Raw genomic sequence first — 19,727 nt, forward strand, 5'->3', positions numbered from 1 at the left:
CTGATCAGTAACGTCCCTTTCCGGGGACTCTAGCGCGCGAGCGGGGCGACCGGCAGGGGGACGTTGTCCACAGGGTCTCTCAGCGTGCGCCCCTGGCCAGTAATCTCAGCGCCCATGGAGCAGAGGCATCTCGGCCGCACCGGCCTGCGCGTGTCCCGGATCGGGCTCGGCACCCTCACCTGGGGCCGGGACACGGGCGAGCACGACGCCGCGGAGCAGTTGAAGGCGTTCTGGGAGGCCGGGGGCACGCTCGTCGACACGGCGGACGTCTACGGCGGCGGCGAGGCCGAGTACCTGCTGGGGCAGCTGGTCGAGCGGCTGGTGCCCCGACAGGACCTGGTCATCGCCACGAAGGCGGGCAGCGTGCGCGATCCGGACCGCCGGTTCGACGGCTCGCGCGGGCATCTGCTCGCCGCGCTGGACGCGTCGCTGGCGCGGCTGGGCACGGAGTACGTGGACCTGTGGCAGGTCCACGCCTTCGACCCGGACACACCGCTGGAGGAGACCCTCCAGGCACTCGACATCGCGGTGAGCAGCGGACGGGCACGGTACGCGGGCGTGTCGAACTTCTGCGGCTGGCAGCTCGCCAAGGCGGGCACCTGGCAGCTCGCCGCGCCCGGGCCGCGCACCCGGCTGGCGAGCACGCAGATGGAGTACTCCCTCCTCCAGCGGGGCGTGGAGCGGGAGGTGCTGCCGGCCGCGCTGGACCTGGGCATCGGGCTGCTGCCGTCCTCGCCGCTGGGGCGGGGCGTGCTCACGGGCAAGTACCGCACGGCGGTCCCGGCGGACTCGCGGGGTGCCTCCGAGCACATGGCCCCGTTCGTCGAGCCGTACCTCGACGACGCGGCGGCCCGCATCGTCGACGCGGTCGCCACGGCGGCGGACGGCCTCGCGTCGACCCCGCTGGCGGTGGCCCTCGCGTGGGTGCGGGACCGCCCGGGCGTCGTGGCCCCGATCCTCGGCGCGCGCAACGCGCAGCAGCTCACGGCCGCGTTGTCGGTGGAGGCGCTTAGTCTTCCTGACGAGATCTGCCAGGCGCTGGACGATGTGTCCGCGCCCGTGCACCGCTATCCCGACCAGGACTGGAGCACGCTGTGAACGCCCCGACCCCGCCGTCCCCCGACGACCCCACCGCCCCGCCCGCGGAGGCCCCGCCCGCGCCGGAGGGCACCGAGGTCGCGGAAGCCGGCGAAGCCGACGGCTTCGCGGGGGCGGAGCCCGCCTCCGGCGAAGCCGACGGCCCGGCGGGCGAGGCCACCTCCGGGGGCGAGGACGGCCCGGCGGGCCAGCCCGCCTCCGCGGGTGAGGACGGCGCGGCGGGGGGCGAGGCCGACCCGGCGAGTGAGGACGGCCCGGCGGGCGAGCCCGCCTCCGGCGAAGCCGACGGCCCGGCGGGCGAGGCCGGCCCGGCGGGTGAGGACGGCGGCCCGGAGGGCGAGGCCACCTCCGGGGGCGAGGACGGCCCGGCGGAGGGCGAGGCCGCGGGGGTCAGTGAGGCGCAGGCCGAGCTCGCCGCGCAGCGGGAGCTGCGGGAGCGGATCGCTCGGCGGCGGGCCGAGCGGGAGGGGCCGGTGGAGAGCGGGGGCAAGCTCAGCGGCACCGCCGCCGATCTGCTCGCCGCCGTGCGCGCGGTCGAGAGCGGTTCGGCCGCGGCGACCGAGTTCTTCGAGGCCGCGCCCCCGCGGCCCGCCCCGCAGGTGACACGACGGCCCGAGCCCGCCCCGCGGCGGGAGGTCGCACCGGGGGCGCTCGACGAGGTGCGGGCCGTGCTCGTCCGGGGCGGGGCGCCCGAGAGTCTCGCGGGCCCCGTGGCCGAGGCGCTCGGGGAATCCGCCGCCGGGCTGCTCGCCGAAGACCCGTGGCGCCTGCTCTCCGTGCCCGAGGTGCGCCCCGAGCAGGCCGACGGCTTCGCCCGGGCGCTGCTCGGCCCCGAGTGCGGCCCCGGGGACGAGCGCCGGGCCGCCGCCCTGGTGGCCTGGGTGCTGGAGCACGCCGCCGTGCGCGGCCACACGGTCCAGGAGGTCTCCGCCGTCCGCGCGGCCCTCGCACAGCGCCAGGTCCCCGAGCCGGACAAGGCCGTGGAACTGGCGGTCGAGGCCGGTACCGCGTTCGCCTTCCAGGACCGGGCGCAGGAGACCGCCGACGCGGCCCCCGAGGAGGAGCCCGCCGCCCCCGTCCCCGTATTCCTCGGGCTGGACCGGTACGCGATGGCGGAGGAGAGCCTCGCCGAAGGGCTCGCCCGGCTCGCCCGTACCGGCCCCGCCGAGGAGTGGGAGGGACCCGAGCTGGTCCGGGCCGCCGGCGCGCACGGGCTCGTCGTGCACACCGGCGGCGAGGCGGCCCGCGCCGAGCCGGTCGCGCTCGCCGCGTACGCCCGGGAGCGCGGACTGCGCGCCCTGGTGGCCGTGCACAGTCCGAACGGCTGCCGCCGCCTGGGCCCCGGGGCGGACGCGGTCACCGTGACCGAACTGCTCGGCGGCTCGGCGGGCCCCGGCCGGGACGAGGACGGGGCCCTCGCCCTGGACCTGCTGGTCGTCCTCGACGCCCCCCAGCTCGACGTGGAGAGTGCCGCGATGCTCGTCGAGTCGCTGCCCGACGGCTGCCGGCTGGTGCTCGGCGGCGACCCCGGGGTCCTCGGCTCGGCGGGCGCCGGCCGGGTCTTCGGCGATCTGCTCGCCGCCCGGGTGTGCCCGCAGATCGCCTCCCGCACCCCGGACCCGGGGCCCCTCGGCGAACTGGTCTCGGGCATCGGCGTCGGCGAGCTGAACCAGGTGGAGGCACCCGGCAAGGAGCTGGTCATCGTCCCCGTGCGGGACGCGGGCGAGGCCGTCCACCGCACGGTGCAACTCGTCGCCGACTCCGTGCCGCGCGCCATCGGCGTCCCCGCCGGCCAGACGCAGGTGATCACCGTGGGCCACGGCGGCGCGGCCGGCACCCGGGCGCTGAACGCGGCCCTCAAGGAGCGCCTGAACCCCGGCCCCGGCCGCTTCGGCGGCTTCGACCCGGGCGACCGGGTCGCCTACGCCCACTCCCCCGGCCGGACCCTGACCGGCACCGTGGTCGCGGCCGAGGCGGACGGGCTGCGGGTGGAGTGCGAGGGCCGCCCGGTGCTGGTGCCCCGGGCCCGAGTGGAGTCGGCGCTGCGCCACGGCTGGGCCGTGACGGCCCATCAGGCGGCCGGGGCCCGCTGGCCGGCCGCCGTGGTGGTGCTGCCGGGCGACGCCGCGCCCGGCCTGAGCCGGCCCTGGGTCTACACGGCCTTCGGACGCGGCGAGCGGCACGTCTCGGTGGTCCACGGCGTCGACCAGGCGCTCCCCCGGGCCGTCGCCGAGGTCCCGGACGCGCCCCGGTCGACCAGGCTGCGCACCCTGCTGGAGGCCCTGCTCGCGCCGTCCCCCACCCCCTGAGCCGCCACCGGCCACCCCACGCCCACAGGTCCCGCACACGAACGGGCGCCCCGTCCGGCCGCAGCCGGACGGGGCGCCCGAGGGGACGCGGTCGGGGGCGGCGTCAGGCGTCGTCGTCCCGGTCCTCGAAGCCCTCCAGGTCCTCCTCGTCGAAGACCGCGCTCACGTCGAACCGGCACACCACCCGTTCCGGGTCGGCCTGGTCGAAGGGGGCGCTCAGCCACTCCCCCGGCTCGGGCAGCTCGTCCGCCGCGGCGACCCAGAGGGTGGAGTCGCCCTCCTCCAGGCCGAACTCCTTGTGCCGCGAGGCGATTTCGTCCGGCTCGAACTCACCGAAGAGGACCCCCAGCGCCGCGTGCACACTGCTCCCCACGACCGGCGCGTCGGAGGGGCGGGCCGGGGCGTCCGGGTCGAGGTCGGCGATCCGCTGTGCCTGGGCGAGCAGCCGCTGCGGCTCGGCCACCGCGTAGTCGCGGCGGATGAGGACGCTGAGCGCGTTGGGCTCCTCGGGGCCGGCGTACGGCGGCAGGGAGTCGTCCGCGCCGGGGATCTCGAAGGGGGTCACCTCGTCGTAGCGGTCGTAGAGCCGCTCGTCGTACGCCTCGGCCGCGGCGGCGAGGGCGTTGAAGGACTCGTAGACGGCGGGGTCGTCGTCGCCCGTGCGGTTCTCGACCGCCGCGAGGTGGCGGTCCAGTGCGGCCTTGACCGCATCGGCGGCGGCACGTACCTCGGCAGCGGTGGGCTGCGCAGCATCAGACATAGTGCGCACGCTATCCGTACCGGGCGGCTGCCCGCACAATAGATGCGATGCCGGAATACGAATTCACAGACGTGTATGTGCCGCGCGGGGTGTCCCGCAGGGAAGCGGCGCGACTGCTCACCGACCACGCCGAGTACGGACACTGGGAGCTGGACCGACTGACGCTGCTGAGGGACGGCAGCCGCCGTGTGCGGCTCCGCCGTCGCATCATCCGCCAGGTGCGCGCCACCTGGTAGAGGCCGGCACGGCGTCGACGGCAAGGAGCGGGCCCGTGGAGACGGACCCGCTCCTCGTCGTGCCGCGCACGTGTGGGGCGTGCGCATGTGGGGGGAGGGGGCGGCCGGTCCTGACCGTCCGCCGCCCCGTGCGCGCCGGACACCTCCTAGGCGGCCCGGCGCGCCTTGCGGTAGAGCACGGCGCCCGCGAGCAGCAGGCCCGCGCCGACCGGTGCGGCGACGCCCAGAGCGCCCGCGCCCGTCGCGGCGAGTTGCTCGTCCGGCGGCGTGACCGTCTGGGTGCCCGGCGTGTTCGGGGTCCCCGGTTCACCCGGCTCGCCCGGCTCGCCCGGCTTCTCGGGCGAGACCGGGTTCTGGGGGGTCTTGGGGGGCTCGGGCTCCTCGGGGGTGCCCGGCTTGCCGGGTGGCGTGGGGGTGCCGGGGCCGTTCTCGCAGTCGTTGCCGAACGACGGGTTGAGGAGCCCCCCGATGGTGACGCTGTTCCCGCACGCGTTGACGGGGAGATCGACCGGGGCCTGGACCGAGTTGCCCGAGCCGACGCCCGGGGAGTTGCTCGTCCCGCCGTCCGCGTGCGATCCGCCCCCGCCCCCGCCTCCGCCGCCCGTGCCCCGGGAGACGTTGGCGCACTTGTTGCCCATCGCCGGGTTCAGGAGCCCGACGACGTTCACGGTGTTCCCGCAGGCGTTCACGGGGACGTGCACGGGCGCCTGGACCGAGTTGCCGGACAGAACGCCGGGAGAGTTCGACGCCCCGCCGTTCGCCCCCGAGTCCGCCTGCGCGTAGCCCCCGCCGAGGGCGAGTACGCCCCCCGCGGCCGCCACGGTGACCAGGCCCTTGCGCGTGACCTGTCGCATGGTGATGCCCTGCCTTCCACTTCCTTCGGTACCCCGGTGCACGCCCGGGGAGGAGAACCGGGCGGCTCCGGAGTGCATGGCATGCACTCCGGAGCCGCCCGGAATCCGACCCGGTCCTGGAGTGGTCCGGGCCGTCACGTCACATGAACGTCAGGCGTTGACGCAGGTGTTGCCGAAGGCCGGGTTCAGCAGGCCGATCACGTTGACGGTGTTGCCGCACACGTTGACCGGGACGTGGATCGGCGCCTGGATCAGGTTGCCGGAGAGCACGCCGGGGGAACCGACAGCGGCACCGTGGGCACCCGAGTCGGCCATGGCGACTCCCGCGCCCGCGAGCACCAGACCACCGGTGGCAGCCGCAGCAGCGACGACCTTCTTGATCATTATTCCTCCTAGTTGGCAAAACGGTCCCAACCTCGGACCGCATCACCTGTAACGAGGGGGAGGCACGGGGGCTACGAGGCGAAACCCCCGTTCACTCTTTCCGGTGGGCGGCGGACAGACGGACGATTTCCGGCAACCGCGACGGCGGCCGGCCGAGGCCGGGCCGGGGCCGGGGCCGGGCCGGGGCCGGGGCCGGGCCGGGGCCGGGGCCGGGCCGGGGCCGGACTCAGCAGGCGTCGAGGAAGCGGTCCAGCACCCGGACGCCGAACTTCAGGCCGTCCACCGGGACCCGCTCGTCCACGCCGTGGAACATGCCCGCGAAGTCCAGCTCCGGGGGCAGCTTCAGCGGCGCGAAGCCGAAGCAGCGGATGCCGAGGTCGTCGAAGGACTTGGCGTCGGTACCGCCGGAGAGCATGTACGGCACGGCCCGCGCGATGGGGTCCTCGGCCTTGAGGGCCACCTGCATGGCGTCCACCAGGGCGCCGTCGAAGCTGGTCTCCAGGGCCTTGTCGCCGTGCACGTCCTCCCGCCGGACCCGGGGGCCGAGGAGCCGGTCAAGGTCGGCAAGGAACTCCTCCTCGTAGCCGGGCAGGAACCGGCCGTCGACATGGGCGGTGGCCTGGCCGGGGATGACGTTCACCTTGTAGCCGGCGCCGAGCATGGTCGGGGCCGCGGAGTTGCGCAGGGTCGCGCCGACCATCTTGGCGATGCCGCCCAGCTTGGCGAGGGTGGCCTCCATGTCCTCGGGGTCGAGGGGTGTGCCCAGCGCGTCGGACAGCTCGTCGAGGAAGGAGCGGACGGTCTTGGTGACCCGGACCGGCCAGGTGTGACGGCCGAGCCGGCCGACGGCCTCGCACAGCTCGGTGATGGCGTTGTCGTCGTTGGTCATCGAGCCGTGCCCGGCGGTGCCCTCGACCGTCAGGCGCATCCAGTGCATGCCCTTCTGCGCGGTCTCCACCAGGTAGAGGCGCAGGTTCTCGTTGACCGTGAACGAGAAGCCGCCGACCTCGCCGATCGCCTCGGTGACCCCCTCGAAGAGGCCCGGGTGCTTGTCGACGAGGTACCGCGCCCCGTAGGTGCCTCCGGCCTCCTCGTCGGCGAGGAAGGCGAGCACGACGTCGCGCGGGGGCTTGCGGCCGGTGCGCAGCCGCTCGCGCACCACCGCGAGGGTCATGGCGTCCATGTCCTTCATGTCCACCGCCCCCCGGCCCCAGACGCAGCCGTCCGCGATCTCGCCGGAGAAGGGGTGGTGGGTCCAGTCCTCCGCGTTCGCCGGGACGACGTCCGTGTGGCCGTGGATGAGCAGCGCGGGGCGGGACGGGTCCTCGCCCTCGATCCGGGCCACGGTGGAGGCGCGGCCCTTGTGCGACTCGAAGATCCGCGGTTCGAGGCCCACCTCGGCGAGCTTCTCGGCGACGTACTCGGCGGCCGCGCGCTCGCCGGGGCCGGAGTGGTCGCCGTAGTTGCTGGTGTCGATCCGGATCAGCTCACGGCAGAGGTCGGCGACCTCGTCCTCGCCCGAGACCGCCGGGGCCGTCCTGTCCTCGCTCACGCGTTCCTCCCGCTGTCGCTGCTGGTGGTCCGCTCCCCATCCTCCCGCCACCGGGCCCTCCGCCCAAGGGCGGCCACCGGCCGTCACAGCGTGTTCACCACCGGGACCGGCCACCGGCCGGGCACCGGGGGTGCGCCGGGGCGCTCGGGGGTGTGATCGAGGGGGGCCGAATGTTTGCTATGGTTTTCCACGTCGGAGCGGCCCGGGGCCGCGAGACAGACACCTTGTCCGGGTGGCGGAATGGCAGACGCGCTAGCTTGAGGTGCTAGTGCCCTTTATCGGGCGTGGGGGTTCAAGTCCCCCCTCGGACACCAGCTGAGACCCCAGTCGATCTGGGGTCTTTTGCGTTGGCGCGCCCCTCCCCGGTCCGCCCGCCCTGAGCCGCGTCCGTCCGGTCGGTCACCGATACTGAGGAAATGGGCAATATCGGGCGAAACGCCCCGGCAGACCGGCGGGACGAGCGTGTGCCGCCGGGGGACGGGCCCGTGGACGGCGGCCCGGGGGCCCGGCGCGGTGGGGCGTGGCGGCGGGGGCTGACGCGGGTGAAGCCGCGGACCGTCGCCGGGCAGGTGTTCCTGCTGCAGCTGGTGGTCGTCCTGGTGCTCGTCGCCATCGCCGTCGTGGTGCTCGTGATCCAGGACCGCAACCGTGCGATCCAGGAGGCCCGCGACCGGTCGCTGGTGGCGGCCGAGTCGTTCGCGAACGCCCCCGGCACCGCGGAGGCGATGCAGAGCGACGACCCGACGGCCGCACTCCAGCCGCGGGCCGAGGCGGTGCGCGTCAACACCGGCGTCGACTACGTCGTGGCACTGAGCCCCTACGGCTTCCGGTGGACCCACCCGGACCCGGACCAGATCGGCAAGCATGTCTCCACCTCCTACGGTGAGGCCCTGGACGGCGAGCCGTACCAGACGACATTCGACAGCAGTCTGGGCAAGGCGGTCGACTCGACGGTGGCCGTCTTCGACGAGAACGGGACCGCGGTCGGCCTGGTCACCGTGGGAGTCACCGTCGGCAGGGTGACCAACGTGGTGCAGCACCAGCTGCCGGTGCTCTTCACCGCCGGCGGTGTCGCCCTGCTGCTGGCCGCGGGCGGGTCGGCCCTGGTCAGCGGGCGGCTGCGGCGCCAGACCCGGGGCCTGGGGCCGGTGGAGATGACCCGGATGTACGAGCACCACGACGCGGTGCTGCACGCGGTCCGCGAGGGCGTGCTCATCCTGTCCGGCGACGGGCGGCTGCTGCTGGTCAACGACGAGGCCCGCCGGCTCCTCGCGCTGCCGCCGGAGCCGGAGGGCAAACCGGTCACGGGGCTCGGGCTGAGCCCGGACCTGGCCCGGCTGCTCGGATCGGGCCGGGCGGCCACCGACCGGGTCTTCCTGGCCGGGGACACCTTGCTCGCGGTCAATGTGCGACCGGTCGGCGAGGGGGGCGGCAGCGTGGCCACCCTGCGGGACACGACCGAGCTGAGCGCCCTCGCGGGCCGGGCGGACGTCGCCCGCGGGCGCCTCCAGCTGCTGTACGACGCGAGCACGCGGATCGGGACCACCCTGGACATGAGGCGCACCGCCGAGGAGCTGACCGAGGTGGCCGTCCCGCGCTTCGCCGACTTCGCCACGGTCGAGCTGGTGGAGTCCGTCCTCCAGGGCGGTGAGCCCACGGGAGCGAGTACGGAGATGCGCCGCATCGCGGCCGCGGGCATCCGGGAGGACGCGCCCCTCCACCCCACCGGGACGCTGGTCAGTTATGTGCCCGGCAACCCCGTGGCCATCGGTATGGTCACCGGCCGGCCGGTCCTGGTGGAACACCTCGCCCTGGCCGAGGGGTGGCGGGCCCAGGAACCGGAGCGGACCCGGCGGGTCGTCGAGTACGGCATCCACTCGATGATCTCGGTGCCGCTGCGGGCCCGGGGCCAGTTGCTGGGCATCGTGGAGTTCTGGCGTTCGGAGCAGAACCCCTTCGAGCCGGACGACCTGTCCCCCGCGGAGGAGCTCGCCGCCCGGGCGGCCGTGTGCATCGACAACGCGCGCCGCTACACCCGGGAGCACACCACGGCCGTCACCCTCCAGCGCAGCCTGCTGCCCGGCACCTTCCCCGTGCTGTCCGCCCTGGAGGTCGGGCACCGGTACCTGCCCGCCCAGGCGGGGGTGGGCGGCGACTGGTACGACGTCATCCCGCTGCCGGGTGCCCGGGTGGCCCTGGTGGTCGGCGACGTCGTCGGGCACGGTCTGCACGCCGCCGCGACGATGGGCCGGCTGAGGACCGCGGTGCACAACTTCGCCGCCCTGGACCTGCCGCCGGACGAGCTCCTGGCGCACCTGGACGACCTGGTCACCCGGATCGACCTGGACGCGGCGGCCGAGGGCAACCCCGAGACGGTCACCGGCGCGACCTGTCTCTACGCGGTCTACGACCCGGTCTCCGGGCGGTGCGTTCTCGCCCGGGCCGGGCACCCCGGGCCGGCGCTGGTTCCGCCCGGCGGCGCCGTGACCTTCCCCGAGATCCCCGTCGCGCCGCCCCTGGGCGTGGGCGGCGGTCTGCCGGTGGAGACGGCGGAGCTGCGGCTCGCACCGGGCAGCCGGCTGGTCCTGTACACCGACGGCCTGGTCGAGGCCCGCGGCCGGGACATCGACGTGGGCCTCGGCATGCTGAGGGACGCGCTCGCCGACACGGCCGGCGCCTCCCTGGAGGACACCTGCGGGACGGTGCTCGACGCGATGCTCCGTACCGGGTCGGGTGACGACGTGGCCCTGCTGATCGCGCGCACCCGGCTGCTCGACCCGGATCAGGTCGCGGAGTGGGAGGTGCCCGGCGACCCCGCGGCCGTCCCCCGGATCCGCGGCGAGGCAACCCGCAGGCTGGAGTCCTGGGGGCTCGACGGGGCCGCCTTCACGACCGAGCTGATCGTCAGCGAACTGGTGACGAACGCGATCCGGTACGGCAGGGGCCCCATCCGTCTGCGGCTGCTGCGTGACCGGGACAGCCTGATCTGTGAGGTCGCCGACGGCACCAGCACCTCCCCGCACCTGCGCCGCGCGGCCTTCACGGACGAGGGGGGCCGCGGGCTGTTCCTCGTGGCGCAGATGTCCCGGCGCTGGGGGACCCGCTACACGGACCGCGGCAAGATCATCTGGGCTGAGCAGGCGCTCGGGGCGGAGGCGGCCGGGGACCTGGGGGTTCTTCTGATGGAGGACCTGTGAGGCGCGCGGGCGGCGGGCACCGCGCCGGCAGGGAGCGGGAGCGGTCCAGCGGGGAGCGAGCGGTCCAGCCGGGAGCGGCGCCCCGTGCTCAGGGGCCGCCGTCGACCGTGAGGTACGGGATCCTGGCCGGGTCCTGGCCGAAGGCGGCCCCGAGATAGACGGCCGACAGTTTGGCCAGGGTCCCGTCGTCGATGAGCTGCCGGATGATCCGGTCCAGCTCGTTTTTCTCGGGCGAGCCCTTCGGGTACAGGGCGCCGTACCCCTGGTCGGTCCGGTACTGGCCGAGGAGGCGCACGCTGCCCTCCCGCTCCTGGAGGTACGGCAGCAGGATGGTGGTGTCGTGGACGACCGCGTCGATCCGGCCGTCCTCCAGCGCCTCGACCATCGCCGGGTCGTTGGCGAAGGGGGTGACGGGCTCTCTCGGCCGGATCCGCCTCTCGACGAACTCCTCGCCCGTGGTGCCCTCGGCCACTCCGATGCGCACGTCACGGATGGTGTCCTCGTCGATGTCCTCGCCGTCCCTGATCAGCACTCCCAGGGTCGAGGAGAGGTAGGGCGGGGAGAAGTCGGCGACCCTGCTGCGCTCGGGGGTGATGGTGATCTGGGCCAGGGCCAGGTCGAAGTTCCTGGCCCGGCCGGAGACGATCTCGGGGAAGGGGGCGTTCTGCACCTTCACCCGGTCGAGTCCGGAGCGGTAGGCGATGTTGGCAGCCATGCAGTACTCGTAGCCGCTCCGCACGGACTGCGGGGTGTCGCCGTTCCACCAGCCGGGCGCGGGCAGGGTCGTCCTGACCGTGAGGACGCCCGCCGTCACGGGCGACAGGTCGAACTCCCCGTGCCGTCCCGAGACCGCGCAGTCGCCGTAGCGGGCCTCCGGCGTGTCCGGGCCCTCCTGGTCGCACGCCGCAGTCGTGAGGACGAGCGCGACGCCGGCAGCCAGGGAGACGATCGCTGCCGCGGCGCGCATCATTGCACCTCCGGTCGGGGCGTACTCCTTGAGTCACCATAAATCACCCCGAACCATACGACGGCCGGAGCCACGTGGGAGGACGTAGAGTCCGGCCGGTGAGGCGACGACACAGGGATCCCGCGCCGCTGCCCCAGCGGGACGGGATCGATCCCGTGCGGGTGCGGCTGCCCGAGGACCCGGCGGGGGCCTGGGCGACCGTGGGCGAGCATCTGGTGGCGCGGTACGGCGGGGCGATCGGGGCGGAGCGGGTGGCGGCGATGCTCGCGGAGGGGCGGTTCGTCGGCCGGGAGGGGCCGGTCCGCGGGGAGGAGCCGTACACCCCGGGGCGGACGCTGTGGTTCCACCGGGATCTCGCGCCCGAGGCCCCGGTGCCGTTCGGCCTCGGGATCGTGCACCGCGACGAGCGGCTGCTGGTCGTGGACAAGCCGCACTTCCTGGCGACCATGCCGCGCGGCAGCCATGTCACCGACACCGCCCTGGCCCGGCTGCGGCGGGAGCTGGGGCTGCCCCGGCTCCAGCCCGCGCACCGGCTGGACCGGCTGACGGCCGGGCTGGTGCTTTTTGTGGTGCGGCCGGAGGACCGGGGTGCGTACCAGTCGCTGTTCGCCGAGCGGCGGGTGCGCAAGGAGTACGAGGCGGTGGCCGCGTACGACCCGGCGGTGGCACTGCCGCGCACGGTGCGCAGCCGGATCGTGAAGGAGCGCGGAGTCCTCGCGGCACGGGAGGAGCCGGGCGAGCCGAACAGCGAGAGCCGGATCGAACTGGTGGGGACGGCCGGCGGGCTCGGCCGGTACCGGCTGCTGCCGCGTACCGGCCGGACCCATCAGCTCCGGGTGCACATGAACGCGCTGGGGCTGCCGATCCTGGACGACCCGCTGTACCCGGAGGTCCGCGCGGAGGGGCCGGAGGACTTCGGGCGCCCGCTGCAACTGCTCGCGCGGGCGCTGGAGTTCACCGACCCCGTCACCGGACGGGAGCACCGGTTCACCAGCGGGCTGCGGCTGGCTCAGTGGCCGCGGTCGATCCATTCCTGAAGGTGGGGTGCTTCGGCGGCGATGGTGGTCGACTCGCCGTGACCGGTGCGCACGACCGTCTCCGGGGGCAGGGTCAGGAGCCGGTCGCGGAGGGATTCGATGATCGTCGGGAAGTCGGAGAACGACCGGCCCGTCGCACCCGGACCGCCGGCGAAGAGGGTGTCGCCACTGAAGAGGGTGCCCAGCTCCGGGGCGTGCAGGCAGACGGCGCCGGGGGCGTGGCCGGGGGTGTGCAGGACGGTCAGGGTGGTGCCGGCGACGGTCAGTCGCTGCCCGTCGGTGAGGTCGGCGTCGGGGGCGCGGTCGGGGTGGGTCCTCTTCCACAGGGGCAGGTCGTCGGGGTGGAGGAGGATGGGGGCGCCGGTGGCCGCGGCGAGGGCCGGGGCGGCGTCGATGTGGTCGTCGTGGGCGTGGGTGCACACGATGGCGCGCAGGGTGCGTCCGCCGAGGGCGGCAAGGATCGCCCTGGCGTCGTGGGCGGCGTCGATGACGACGGCCTCGGTGTCGTCGCCGACGATCCAGACGTTGTTGTCGACGTCCCAGGTGCCGCCGTCGAGGGAGAAGGTGCCGGAGGTGACCAGGTGATCGATACGGGCGGCCATCAGAGGACCACCACCGAGCGCAGGACGTCGCCCTCGTGCATCCGGGCGAACGCCTTCTCCACGTCACCGAGGCCGATGGTCTCGGTGACGAACGCGCCGAGGTCGATGCGGCCCTGCTGGTGGAGGTCGATCAGCATCGGGAAGTCCCGGGAGGGCAGACAGTCCCCGTACCAGGACGACTTGAGCGCCCCGCCCCGCCCGAACACGTCAAGGAGGGGGAGTTCGAGTTTCATGTCGGGGGTGGGGACGCCGACGAGGACGACGGTGCCGGCCAGGTCGCGGGCGTAGAACGCCTGCTCGTAGGTCTCGGGGCGGCCCACCGCCTCGATGACGACGTCCGCGCCGAAGCCCCCGGTCAGCTCCCGGATCGCCGCCACCGCGTCCGTGGTGCGGGAGTTGACGGTGTGGGTGGCGCCCATCGCGCGGGCGGTCTCCAGCTTCCGGTCGTCGATGTCGACCGCGATGATCCTCGCGGCACCGGCGAGCCGGGAGCCGACGACGGCCGCGTCCCCGACCCCGCCGCAGCCGATGACTGCGACCGTGTCACCGCGTCCTACCCGGCCGGTGTTGACCGCCGCGCCGATCCCGGCCATCACCCCGCAGCCCAGCAGCCCCGCCACCTCGGGCGCCACCGCCGGATCCACCTTCGTGCACTGACCGGCGGCGACCAGGGTCTTCTCCGCGAACGCGCCGATCCCGAGCGCGGGCGAGAGTTCCGCGCCGGTCGCGGCGACGGTCATCTTCCGCCGCGCGTTGTGGGTGTCGAAGCAGTACCAGGGCCGGCCCCGCAGACAGGCCCGGCAGCGGCCGCAGACCGCACGCCAGTTCAGGACCACGAAATCCCCCGGAGCGACCTCGCTCACCCCGTCGCCGACCGACTCGACCACACCCGCGGCCTCGTGGCCCAGCAGGAAGGGGAACTCGTCGTTGATCCCGCCCTGCTTGTAGTGCAGATCGGTGTGGCACACCCCGCAGGCCTGGATCTTCACCACCGCCTCCCCCGGCCCGGGATCCGGAATGACGATCGCCTCCACCCGTACCGGCTCGTCCTTCCCCGGAGCGATCACACCGTTCACCTGCTGCGGCATGTCTGTGGCCTGCCCTTCCTCGCGCGGTGATGTCGTCCCCCACTATGGCCCTTCCGCACGGCGCGCGCCGGGGTTGTGGAAACGGCGCGGCCCCGCCGTCCGTGCGGTGACGGGCGGCGGGGCAGGGCTCGGGAGGCAGTCGGCGGATCCGGGCGGGGGCTCAGAGCTCCGTGTGCCCGGCGGCGACGGCGTTCACCCGGCCGCGGACCACGAACCAGCCGCCGACCAGGGCCGCGGCGATCAGCGGCAGGCAGTTGATGGTGGTGCGGCTGATCCCGCCGTCCATCCACATCAGGACCAGCACCGAGCCGAGGAACATCAGGGTGACGATCTGGGTGTACGGGGCCCACGGCAGGCGGTAGAAGGGGCGGCTGAGCAGGCCCGCCTGGGAGCGGTGCCAGAACAGCAGCGAGCAGATCATGATCATCGCCCAGGTGCCGATGATGCCGACGGAGGCGAAGTTCAGCACCAGTTCGAAGGCCTCGCCCGGCATGACGTAGTTGAGGACCACGCCGAGGACTCCGAAGCCCGCGGTCAGCAGGATGCCGCCGTAGGGCACACCGCCCTTGTTCATGACACCGGTGAACCTCGGCGCGGAGCCCGCGAGGGACATGGAGCGCAGGATGCGGCCGGTGGAGTAGAGGCCGGAGTTCAGGCTGGACAGGGCCGCGGTGAGGACGACGAGGTTCATCACGCCCGCCGCGCCGGGGACGCCGAGCTTGTCGAAGACGGTGACGAAGGGGCTCTCGCCCGCCGAGTACGCGGTGTACGGGAGCAGCAGGGCGAGCAGGACGACCGAGCCGACGTAGAAGAGGCCCACGCGCCACATGATCGAGTTGATCGCGCGCGGCATGATCTTCTCGGGGTTCTCGGTCTCGCCGGCGGCGACGCCGCAGAGCTCGACGGAGGCGTAGGCGAAGACCACGCCCTGGATCAGCAGCAGCATCGGCAGCACGCCGCTGGGGAAGATGCCGCCGTTGTCGCTGATGGTGGAGAAGCCCGGGGTGTGGCCGCCGATGTCGTGGGAGGTCACGATCAGGAAGATGCCGATGAGCATGAACAGGACGAGCGCGGCGACCTTGATGATCGCGAACCAGAACTCCATCTCACCGAAGTACTTCACCGAGATCAGGTTGGCGGCCAGGACCACGGCGAGCGCGATGAGGGCGAGGATCCACTGCGGGACGTCGCTGAACATGGCCCAGAAGTGGGCGTAGGTGGCGGCCGCGGTGATGTCGGCGATGGCGGTGGTCGACCAGTTCAGGAAGTACAGCCAGCCGGCCGTGTAGGCGCCCTTCTCGCCCATGAACTCGCGGGCGTAGGAGACGAAGGCGCCGGAGGACGGGCGGTAGAGCACCAGCTCGCCGAGGGCGCGGACGACGAAGAAGGCGAAGACGCCGCAGACCGCGTAGGCGATGAAGAGCGAGGGGCCCGCGTTCGCCATGCGCCCGCCGGCGCCGAGGAACAGGCCGGTGCCGATGGCGCCGCCGATCGCGATCATGTTGATGTGCCGCGACTTGAGGTCCTTGCGGTACCCGGCGTCCCCGGCGTCGACATGGGGGGAGCCCGTCGAGGGGGCGGGCGTCTCGGCCGCGGCCGTGATGCGGTCACTCATGGGGGTGGTGTTCGCCTTTGTGAGGGGTTTGGTGCGGTGCCCGGCCGTCGTCCGGCGGCCTCCCCGATCGATGCGGGGTGATCACCACCAGCGATGCGGGGTGATCAGCACCGAGCGGCCCGAGGGCGCGGGGCCCGGGGCTCATCGTCGAGGCAACCCTGGGATTCTGGCAGCGGCCTGCCTCACCCAGACATAGATCTGAGGTATTTCAGAGGTTTCGAGGGGATGAAGCAAGGATGACATGCGGGAGAGGGTGCTCTTGACCAGTGCCGCCGGGGAGGGACGGCACCGTGGGAGGGCTCAGGGGGCGAGCACGTCCAGCTCCTCCAGGGCGCCGACGGCGATCTCCCGGGTGAGGCGCTCCGCCCGCTCGGCGTCGCCTTCGCGAACGGCCTCGGCGACCTGGACGTGCAGGGTGACGGCGGCCGGGTCCGGGTCCTCGAACATCACATGGTGGTGGGTGCGCCCGGCCAGCACCTCGGCGACCACGTCCCCGAGCCGGGCGAACATCTCGTTGCCCGAGGCGTTCAGCACGATCCGGTGGAAGGCGATGTCGTGCTCCAGGTACGCCTCCAGCTGCCGGCCGCGGGAGGTGGCGACCATGCCGAGGGCGCACTCGGTGAGGCCGGCGCACTGCTCGGGGGTGGCGTTCAGGGCGGCGAGGGAGGCGGCCACCGGTTCGATCGCGGAGCGCAGCACGGTGAGGGAGCGCAGCTGGCGGGGGCGGTCGGCGCCGGCCAGGCGCCAGCGGATGACGCGCGGATCGTAGACGTTCCACTCCTCGGCGGGCCGCACGGTGACGCCGACGCGCCGGCGGGACTCCACCAGACGCATCGACTCCAGGACGCGGACCACCTCGCGGACCACCGTGCGCGAGACGTCGAAGCGCTGGGCGACCTCGTCGGTGCGCAGCACGCTGCCCTGCGGATACTCGCCCGCCGTGATGGCGAGGCCGAGGGTGTCGAGCACGTGCGTGTGAAGCCCTCGGCCTTCGGTGGTCATGGACGAAGCGTACGGGCCGCCGGCCGGCGGGCGGCCCGGCAGGGCGGCCGCGGGCATCCGGAACGGGCCGCACACAATGCCGGATCCAAAAAGTATGACGTTTATGTCTCAGACTCTTGAATACGTCGTACCTCATAGGTTTCAGTAGCGCGACGGACCGACGCCTTCCGGCCACCTGGCCACACCCGGGCGGCGGTCCGAGTCGACGAAGACGAACAGCGAGGCACTGATGAGCACCCCTCACGTCGTTGTGGTGATGGGCGTGGCAGGCACCGGCAAGACCACGGTCGGACGTCTGCTCGCCGCCGCACTGGGCGTTCCCTACGCCGAGGGCGATGATTTCCATCCCCCCGCCAACATCGCCAAGATGTCGGCCGGCACCCCGCTGGACGACGAGGACCGCCGGCCGTGGCTGGACGCCATCGGCGCCTGGGCCCACGAACGGGCGGGCCTGGGCGGTGTCGTGTCCAGCTCCGCCCTCAAGCGGGACTACCGGGACCGGCTGCGGGCCGCCGCGCCGGACGCGGTGTTCCTGCACCTGACCGGCGACCGGGAGCTCATCGAGCGCCGGATGTCGCAGCGCCGGGGGCACTTCATGCCCACGGCCCTGCTGGACTCCCAGTTCGCCGCCCTGCAGCCGCTGGGCGAGGACGAGGCGGGTGTCTCCGTCGAGGTGACCGGAACCCCCGAGGAGATCACCGAACGGGCCGTCGCCGCGCTGCGCCGGCTCGACGGCTGACCCTCCGGCCCGGGGTCCCCCTGCCCCACCCCGATTCACCCTCGGACTCCCCGCCCCCTCGGAGTCCTCCGATCCCCCGTGACTCCCCCGACCCTCTCGGACTCCCCCGATCCCCCGTGACTCCCCCGACCCTCTCGGACTCCCCCGATCCCCCGTGACTCCCCCGACCCTCTGTGACGAAGGAACCACCGTGACCAGTCTCAGCGTCGAGATGCTGGCAGCGGACACCGTCGAGCCGATCACCTCGGCGGGCGATGCCCGTCTCGGCATAGCCGTGCTCGCGGGCATCGCCGTCATCGTCCTGCTCATCACCCGCTTCAAGCTCCACGCCTTCCTGGCCCTGACCATCGGCTCGCTCTCCCTCGGCCTGTTCGCGGGCGCGCCGCCGGCCGAGACCATCGCCTCCTTCACCGCGGGGCTCGGCAGCACCGTGGCGGGCGTGGGCGTGCTGATCGCCCTCGGCGCGATCCTCGGCAAGCTGCTCGCGGACTCCGGTGGCGCGGACCAGATCGTCGACACGATCCTCGCGAAGGCGAGCGGCCGTGCGATGCCCTGGGCGATGGTGCTCATCGCCTCGGTCATCGGTCTGCCGCTCTTCTTCGAGGTCGGCATCGTGCTGCTGATCCCGGTGGTGCTGATGGTCGCCAAGCGCGGCAACTACTCGCTGATGCGGATCGGCATCCCGGCCCTGGCCGGCCTGTCCGTGATGCACGGTCTGATCCCGCCGCACCCCGGTCCGCTGGTCGCGATCGACGCCATCGGCGCCGACCTCGGCGTCACCCTGGCCCTGGGCCTGGTCGTCGCCATACCGACGGTGATCATCGCCGGTCCGGTGTTCTCGAGGTTCGCCGCCCGCTGGGTGGACATCCCCGCGCCGGAGAAGATGATCCCGCAGCGCGCCTCGGACGAGCTGGAGAAGCGCCCCGGCTTCGCCGCCACCGTCGTCACGGTCATGCTGCCGGTCGTCCTGATGATGGCGAAGGCCCTGGCCGAGATCGTCGTCGACGACCCGGCGAACCCCGTCCAGCGGGTCACCGACGTCATCGGCTCGCCGCTGATCGCCCTGCTCGCCGCCGTGCTCGTGGGCCTGTTCACCCTCGGCCGCGCGGCCGGGTTCACCAGGGAGCGGATCGGCTCCACCGTCGAGAAGTCCCTCGCCCCCATCGCGGGCATCCTGCTGATCGTCGGCGCCGGCGGCGGTTTCAAGCAGACCCTGATCGACATCGGCGTCGGCCGGATGATCCTGGACTTCTCCGAGGACTGGGCCGTCCCGACGCTGCTCCTCGCCTGGCTGATCGCGGTCGCGATCCGGCTGGCGACCGGTTCGGCCACCGTGGCGACCATCTCGGCCGCCGGTCTGGTCGCCCCGCTCGCCGCCGACATGTCGACCTCGCACGCGGCCCTGCTGGTCCTCGCGATCGGCGCCGGTTCGCTCTTCTTCAGCCATGTCAACGACGCCGGATTCTGGCTGGTGAAGGAGTACTTCGGGATGACCGTCGGCCAGACGATCAAGACCTGGTCGGTGATGGAGACCATCATCTCGGTCGTCGGCATCGTCTTCGTCCTGCTGCTGTCCCTGGTGTTGTAGGTCCCGGCACCGCCCCTGACGACCGGCCCGGCCCGCCGCCCCCGCGCGGACCGGGCCGGGTCTGTTTCCGGCACCCGGGGCGGAGCCCGGAGGTGCGGGGCGGGCGGGCCCGGTGGTGCGGGGCGGGCGGTGCCCCGGTGCCAGAATTGCGGCCATGGAGAAGCGCGAAGCCCTGAAGCCGTATCTGCTGGCCTTCCCCGGCCCGCTGCGCGACCGGTTGGTGGACGCCGTGCTGCGCGGCGAGAAGGTCTCCACGACCGGGCTGCTCGCCGAGTACGAGGCGGAGGACGAGGAACTCCCGCCGGTCGGCGAGCGGTCCGCCCTCATCGACTCGGCAGGCCGCGAGGTCGCCGTTCTGGAACTGACCGAGGTGCGGGTCCTCCCGCTCGGCGAGGTCGACCTCCGGCACGCGCTCGACGAGGGCGAGGGCCATCGCTCGGTGGCCGAGTGGCGGGCCGGGCACGAGGCGTTCTGGCACGGCGAGGAGATGCGGGAGGCGCTGGGGGACCCGGAGTTCACGGTGGACGACACCACGATGGTGGTGGCGGAGCGCTTCCGGGTGGTGGAGCGGCTGGACGGCGGCGGCGCTCCCCGGACCCCCGCCGCGCCCGCCTCCGCCACCCCCGGTCCCGGCCCTGCCGGCCTCGGCCCCGCCGGTTCTGCCGCCGGTCCCGGCCCTGCCGCCGATCGCGCCGATCC

General features: G+C 73.5%; 16 protein-coding genes, 1 tRNA gene and 1 pseudogene. 9 read left to right on the forward strand and 9 right to left on the reverse strand.

From position 1 onward, the window contains the following. Nucleotides 1–114: 114 nt before the first annotated feature. Nucleotides 115–1,098 carry an aldo/keto reductase gene (locus C593_RS0119680; RefSeq protein ID WP_018849022.1) on the forward strand — a complete coding sequence of 328 codons (984 nt, stop codon included), beginning with the start codon at nt 115–117 and terminating at the stop codon, nt 1,096–1,098. Further along, a complete protein-coding gene (locus C593_RS30030) occupies nt 1,095–3,407 on the forward strand; it encodes a helix-hairpin-helix domain-containing protein (RefSeq protein WP_018849023.1) in 2,313 nt (770 codons plus the stop codon). Before C593_RS0119680 ends, C593_RS30030 begins: the two co-directional genes overlap by 4 nt. A 103-nt stretch (nt 3,408–3,510) precedes the next feature. Here C593_RS30030 and C593_RS0119690 read toward each other — a convergent pair whose 3' ends face one another. Beyond that, nucleotides 3,511–4,167: a hypothetical protein gene (locus C593_RS0119690; protein ID WP_018849024.1), complete on the reverse strand. Its 657-nt coding sequence runs from the start codon at nt 4,165–4,167 to the stop codon at nt 3,511–3,513. A 47-nt stretch (nt 4,168–4,214) separates the two neighbouring features. On the opposite strand from C593_RS0119690, the gene C593_RS0119695 reads away from it, so the two are divergent. Continuing rightward, complete coding sequence (locus tag C593_RS0119695) at nt 4,215–4,403, forward strand: DUF5703 family protein (protein WP_026277856.1); 189 nt, start codon at nt 4,215–4,217, stop codon at nt 4,401–4,403. Between the two features lie 146 nt (nt 4,404–4,549). Here the strand turns inward: C593_RS0119695 and C593_RS0119700 are convergent, their stop codons facing one another. From C593_RS0119700 to C593_RS0119710, 3 genes are all read right to left on the reverse strand, one after another. After that, on the reverse strand, nt 4,550–5,257 hold the full coding sequence (locus tag C593_RS0119700) for a chaplin (RefSeq protein ID WP_018849026.1): 708 nt from the start codon (nt 5,255–5,257) through the stop codon (nt 4,550–4,552). A 150-nt stretch (nt 5,258–5,407) separates the two neighbouring features. After that, entirely contained in the window at nt 5,408–5,641 is a 234-nt protein-coding gene (locus C593_RS0119705; protein ID WP_018849027.1) for a chaplin, read from the reverse strand. Between the two features lie 226 nt (nt 5,642–5,867). After that, nucleotides 5,868–7,193 carry a M20/M25/M40 family metallo-hydrolase gene (locus C593_RS0119710; protein WP_018849028.1) on the reverse strand — a complete coding sequence of 442 codons (1,326 nt, stop codon included), beginning with the start codon at nt 7,191–7,193 and terminating at the stop codon, nt 5,868–5,870. A 226-nt stretch (nt 7,194–7,419) separates the two neighbouring features. Between C593_RS0119710 and C593_RS0119715 the strand changes: the two genes are divergently transcribed. Both C593_RS0119715 and C593_RS0119720 read left to right on the forward strand, forming a co-directional pair. Continuing rightward, nucleotides 7,420–7,507: transfer RNA gene (locus C593_RS0119715), tRNA-Leu, on the forward strand. Nucleotides 7,508–7,609: 102 nt separating this feature from the next. Next, nucleotides 7,610–10,390, forward strand: coding sequence for a SpoIIE family protein phosphatase (locus C593_RS0119720; protein ID WP_078521673.1), 2,781 nt, complete (start codon nt 7,610–7,612; stop codon nt 10,388–10,390). 88 nt (nt 10,391–10,478) lie between these two features. Here the strand turns inward: C593_RS0119720 and C593_RS0119725 are convergent, their stop codons facing one another. After that, a complete protein-coding gene (locus C593_RS0119725; RefSeq protein ID WP_486591154.1) occupies nt 10,479–11,357 on the reverse strand; it encodes an ABC transporter substrate-binding protein in 879 nt (292 codons plus the stop codon). A gap of 98 nt (nt 11,358–11,455) precedes the next feature. Between C593_RS0119725 and C593_RS0119730 the strand changes: the two genes are divergently transcribed. Next, nucleotides 11,456–12,394, forward strand: a complete 939-nt coding sequence (locus C593_RS0119730) for a pseudouridine synthase (RefSeq protein ID WP_026277858.1) — start codon at nt 11,456–11,458, stop codon at nt 12,392–12,394. Here the strand turns inward: C593_RS0119730 and C593_RS0119735 are convergent. The 4 genes from C593_RS0119735 to C593_RS0119750 form a co-directional block, all read right to left on the reverse strand. After that, nucleotides 12,367–12,996 carry an MBL fold metallo-hydrolase gene (locus C593_RS0119735; RefSeq protein ID WP_018849032.1) on the reverse strand — a complete coding sequence of 210 codons (630 nt, stop codon included), beginning with the start codon at nt 12,994–12,996 and terminating at the stop codon, nt 12,367–12,369. The two genes, C593_RS0119730 and C593_RS0119735, sit on opposite strands and share 28 nt — an antisense overlap. Next, complete coding sequence (locus tag C593_RS0119740) at nt 12,996–14,084, reverse strand: S-(hydroxymethyl)mycothiol dehydrogenase (RefSeq protein WP_018849033.1); 1,089 nt, start codon at nt 14,082–14,084, stop codon at nt 12,996–12,998. Before C593_RS0119740 ends, C593_RS0119735 begins: the two co-directional genes overlap by 1 nt. Nucleotides 14,085–14,244: 160 nt before the next feature. Further along, a complete protein-coding gene (locus C593_RS0119745; RefSeq protein ID WP_018849034.1) occupies nt 14,245–15,699 on the reverse strand; it encodes an amino acid permease in 1,455 nt (484 codons plus the stop codon). Nucleotides 15,700–15,999: 300 nt separating this feature from the next. Continuing rightward, entirely contained in the window at nt 16,000–16,701 is a 702-nt protein-coding gene (locus tag C593_RS0119750; protein WP_026277859.1) for an FCD domain-containing protein, read from the reverse strand. Between the two features lie 229 nt (nt 16,702–16,930). Here C593_RS0119750 and C593_RS0119760 point away from each other — a divergent pair, with 229 nt between their 5' ends. The 3 genes and pseudogenes from C593_RS0119760 to C593_RS33870 form a co-directional block, all read left to right on the forward strand. Further along, nucleotides 16,931–17,440, forward strand: coding sequence for a gluconokinase (locus tag C593_RS0119760; protein ID WP_026277860.1), 510 nt, complete (start codon nt 16,931–16,933; stop codon nt 17,438–17,440). 190 nt (nt 17,441–17,630) lie between these two features. After that, entirely contained in the window at nt 17,631–19,028 is a 1,398-nt protein-coding gene (locus tag C593_RS0119765; RefSeq protein WP_018849038.1) for a GntT/GntP/DsdX family permease, read from the forward strand. A gap of 154 nt (nt 19,029–19,182) precedes the next feature. Further along, nucleotides 19,183–19,602 (forward strand): annotated as a pseudogene (locus tag C593_RS33870) (ASCH domain-containing protein); the annotation flags it as partial. Nucleotides 19,603–19,727 lie beyond the last annotated feature (125 nt).

The organism is Streptomyces sp. CNT372 (assembly GCF_000377145.1).

What these genes read in the sequence shown, in the direction of transcription:
- C593_RS0119680 (WP_018849022.1), top strand. Translation starts at nt 115, where the DNA reads ATGGAGCAGAGGCATCTCGGCCGCACCGGCCTGCGCGTGTCCCGGATC.
- C593_RS0119690 (WP_018849024.1), bottom strand. Translation starts at nt 4,167, where the DNA reads ATGTCTGATGCTGCGCAGCCCACCGCTGCCGAGGTACGTGCCGCCGCC.
- C593_RS0119695 (WP_026277856.1), top strand. Translation starts at nt 4,215, where the DNA reads ATGCCGGAATACGAATTCACAGACGTGTATGTGCCGCGCGGGGTGTCC.
- C593_RS0119700 (WP_018849026.1), bottom strand. Translation starts at nt 5,257, where the DNA reads ATGCGACAGGTCACGCGCAAGGGCCTGGTCACCGTGGCGGCCGCGGGG.
- C593_RS0119705 (WP_018849027.1), bottom strand. Translation starts at nt 5,641, where the DNA reads ATGATCAAGAAGGTCGTCGCTGCTGCGGCTGCCACCGGTGGTCTGGTG.
- C593_RS0119720 (WP_078521673.1), top strand. Translation starts at nt 7,610, where the DNA reads ATGGGCAATATCGGGCGAAACGCCCCGGCAGACCGGCGGGACGAGCGT.
- C593_RS0119725 (WP_486591154.1), bottom strand. Translation starts at nt 11,357, where the DNA reads ATGCGCGCCGCGGCAGCGATCGTCTCCCTGGCTGCCGGCGTCGCGCTC.
- C593_RS0119735 (WP_018849032.1), bottom strand. Translation starts at nt 12,996, where the DNA reads ATGGCCGCCCGTATCGATCACCTGGTCACCTCCGGCACCTTCTCCCTC.
- C593_RS0119740 (WP_018849033.1), bottom strand. Translation starts at nt 14,084, where the DNA reads ATGCCGCAGCAGGTGAACGGTGTGATCGCTCCGGGGAAGGACGAGCCG.
- C593_RS0119745 (WP_018849034.1), bottom strand. Translation starts at nt 15,699, where the DNA reads ATGAGTGACCGCATCACGGCCGCGGCCGAGACGCCCGCCCCCTCGACG.
- C593_RS0119750 (WP_026277859.1), bottom strand. Translation starts at nt 16,701, where the DNA reads ATGACCACCGAAGGCCGAGGGCTTCACACGCACGTGCTCGACACCCTC.
- C593_RS0119760 (WP_026277860.1), top strand. Translation starts at nt 16,931, where the DNA reads ATGAGCACCCCTCACGTCGTTGTGGTGATGGGCGTGGCAGGCACCGGC.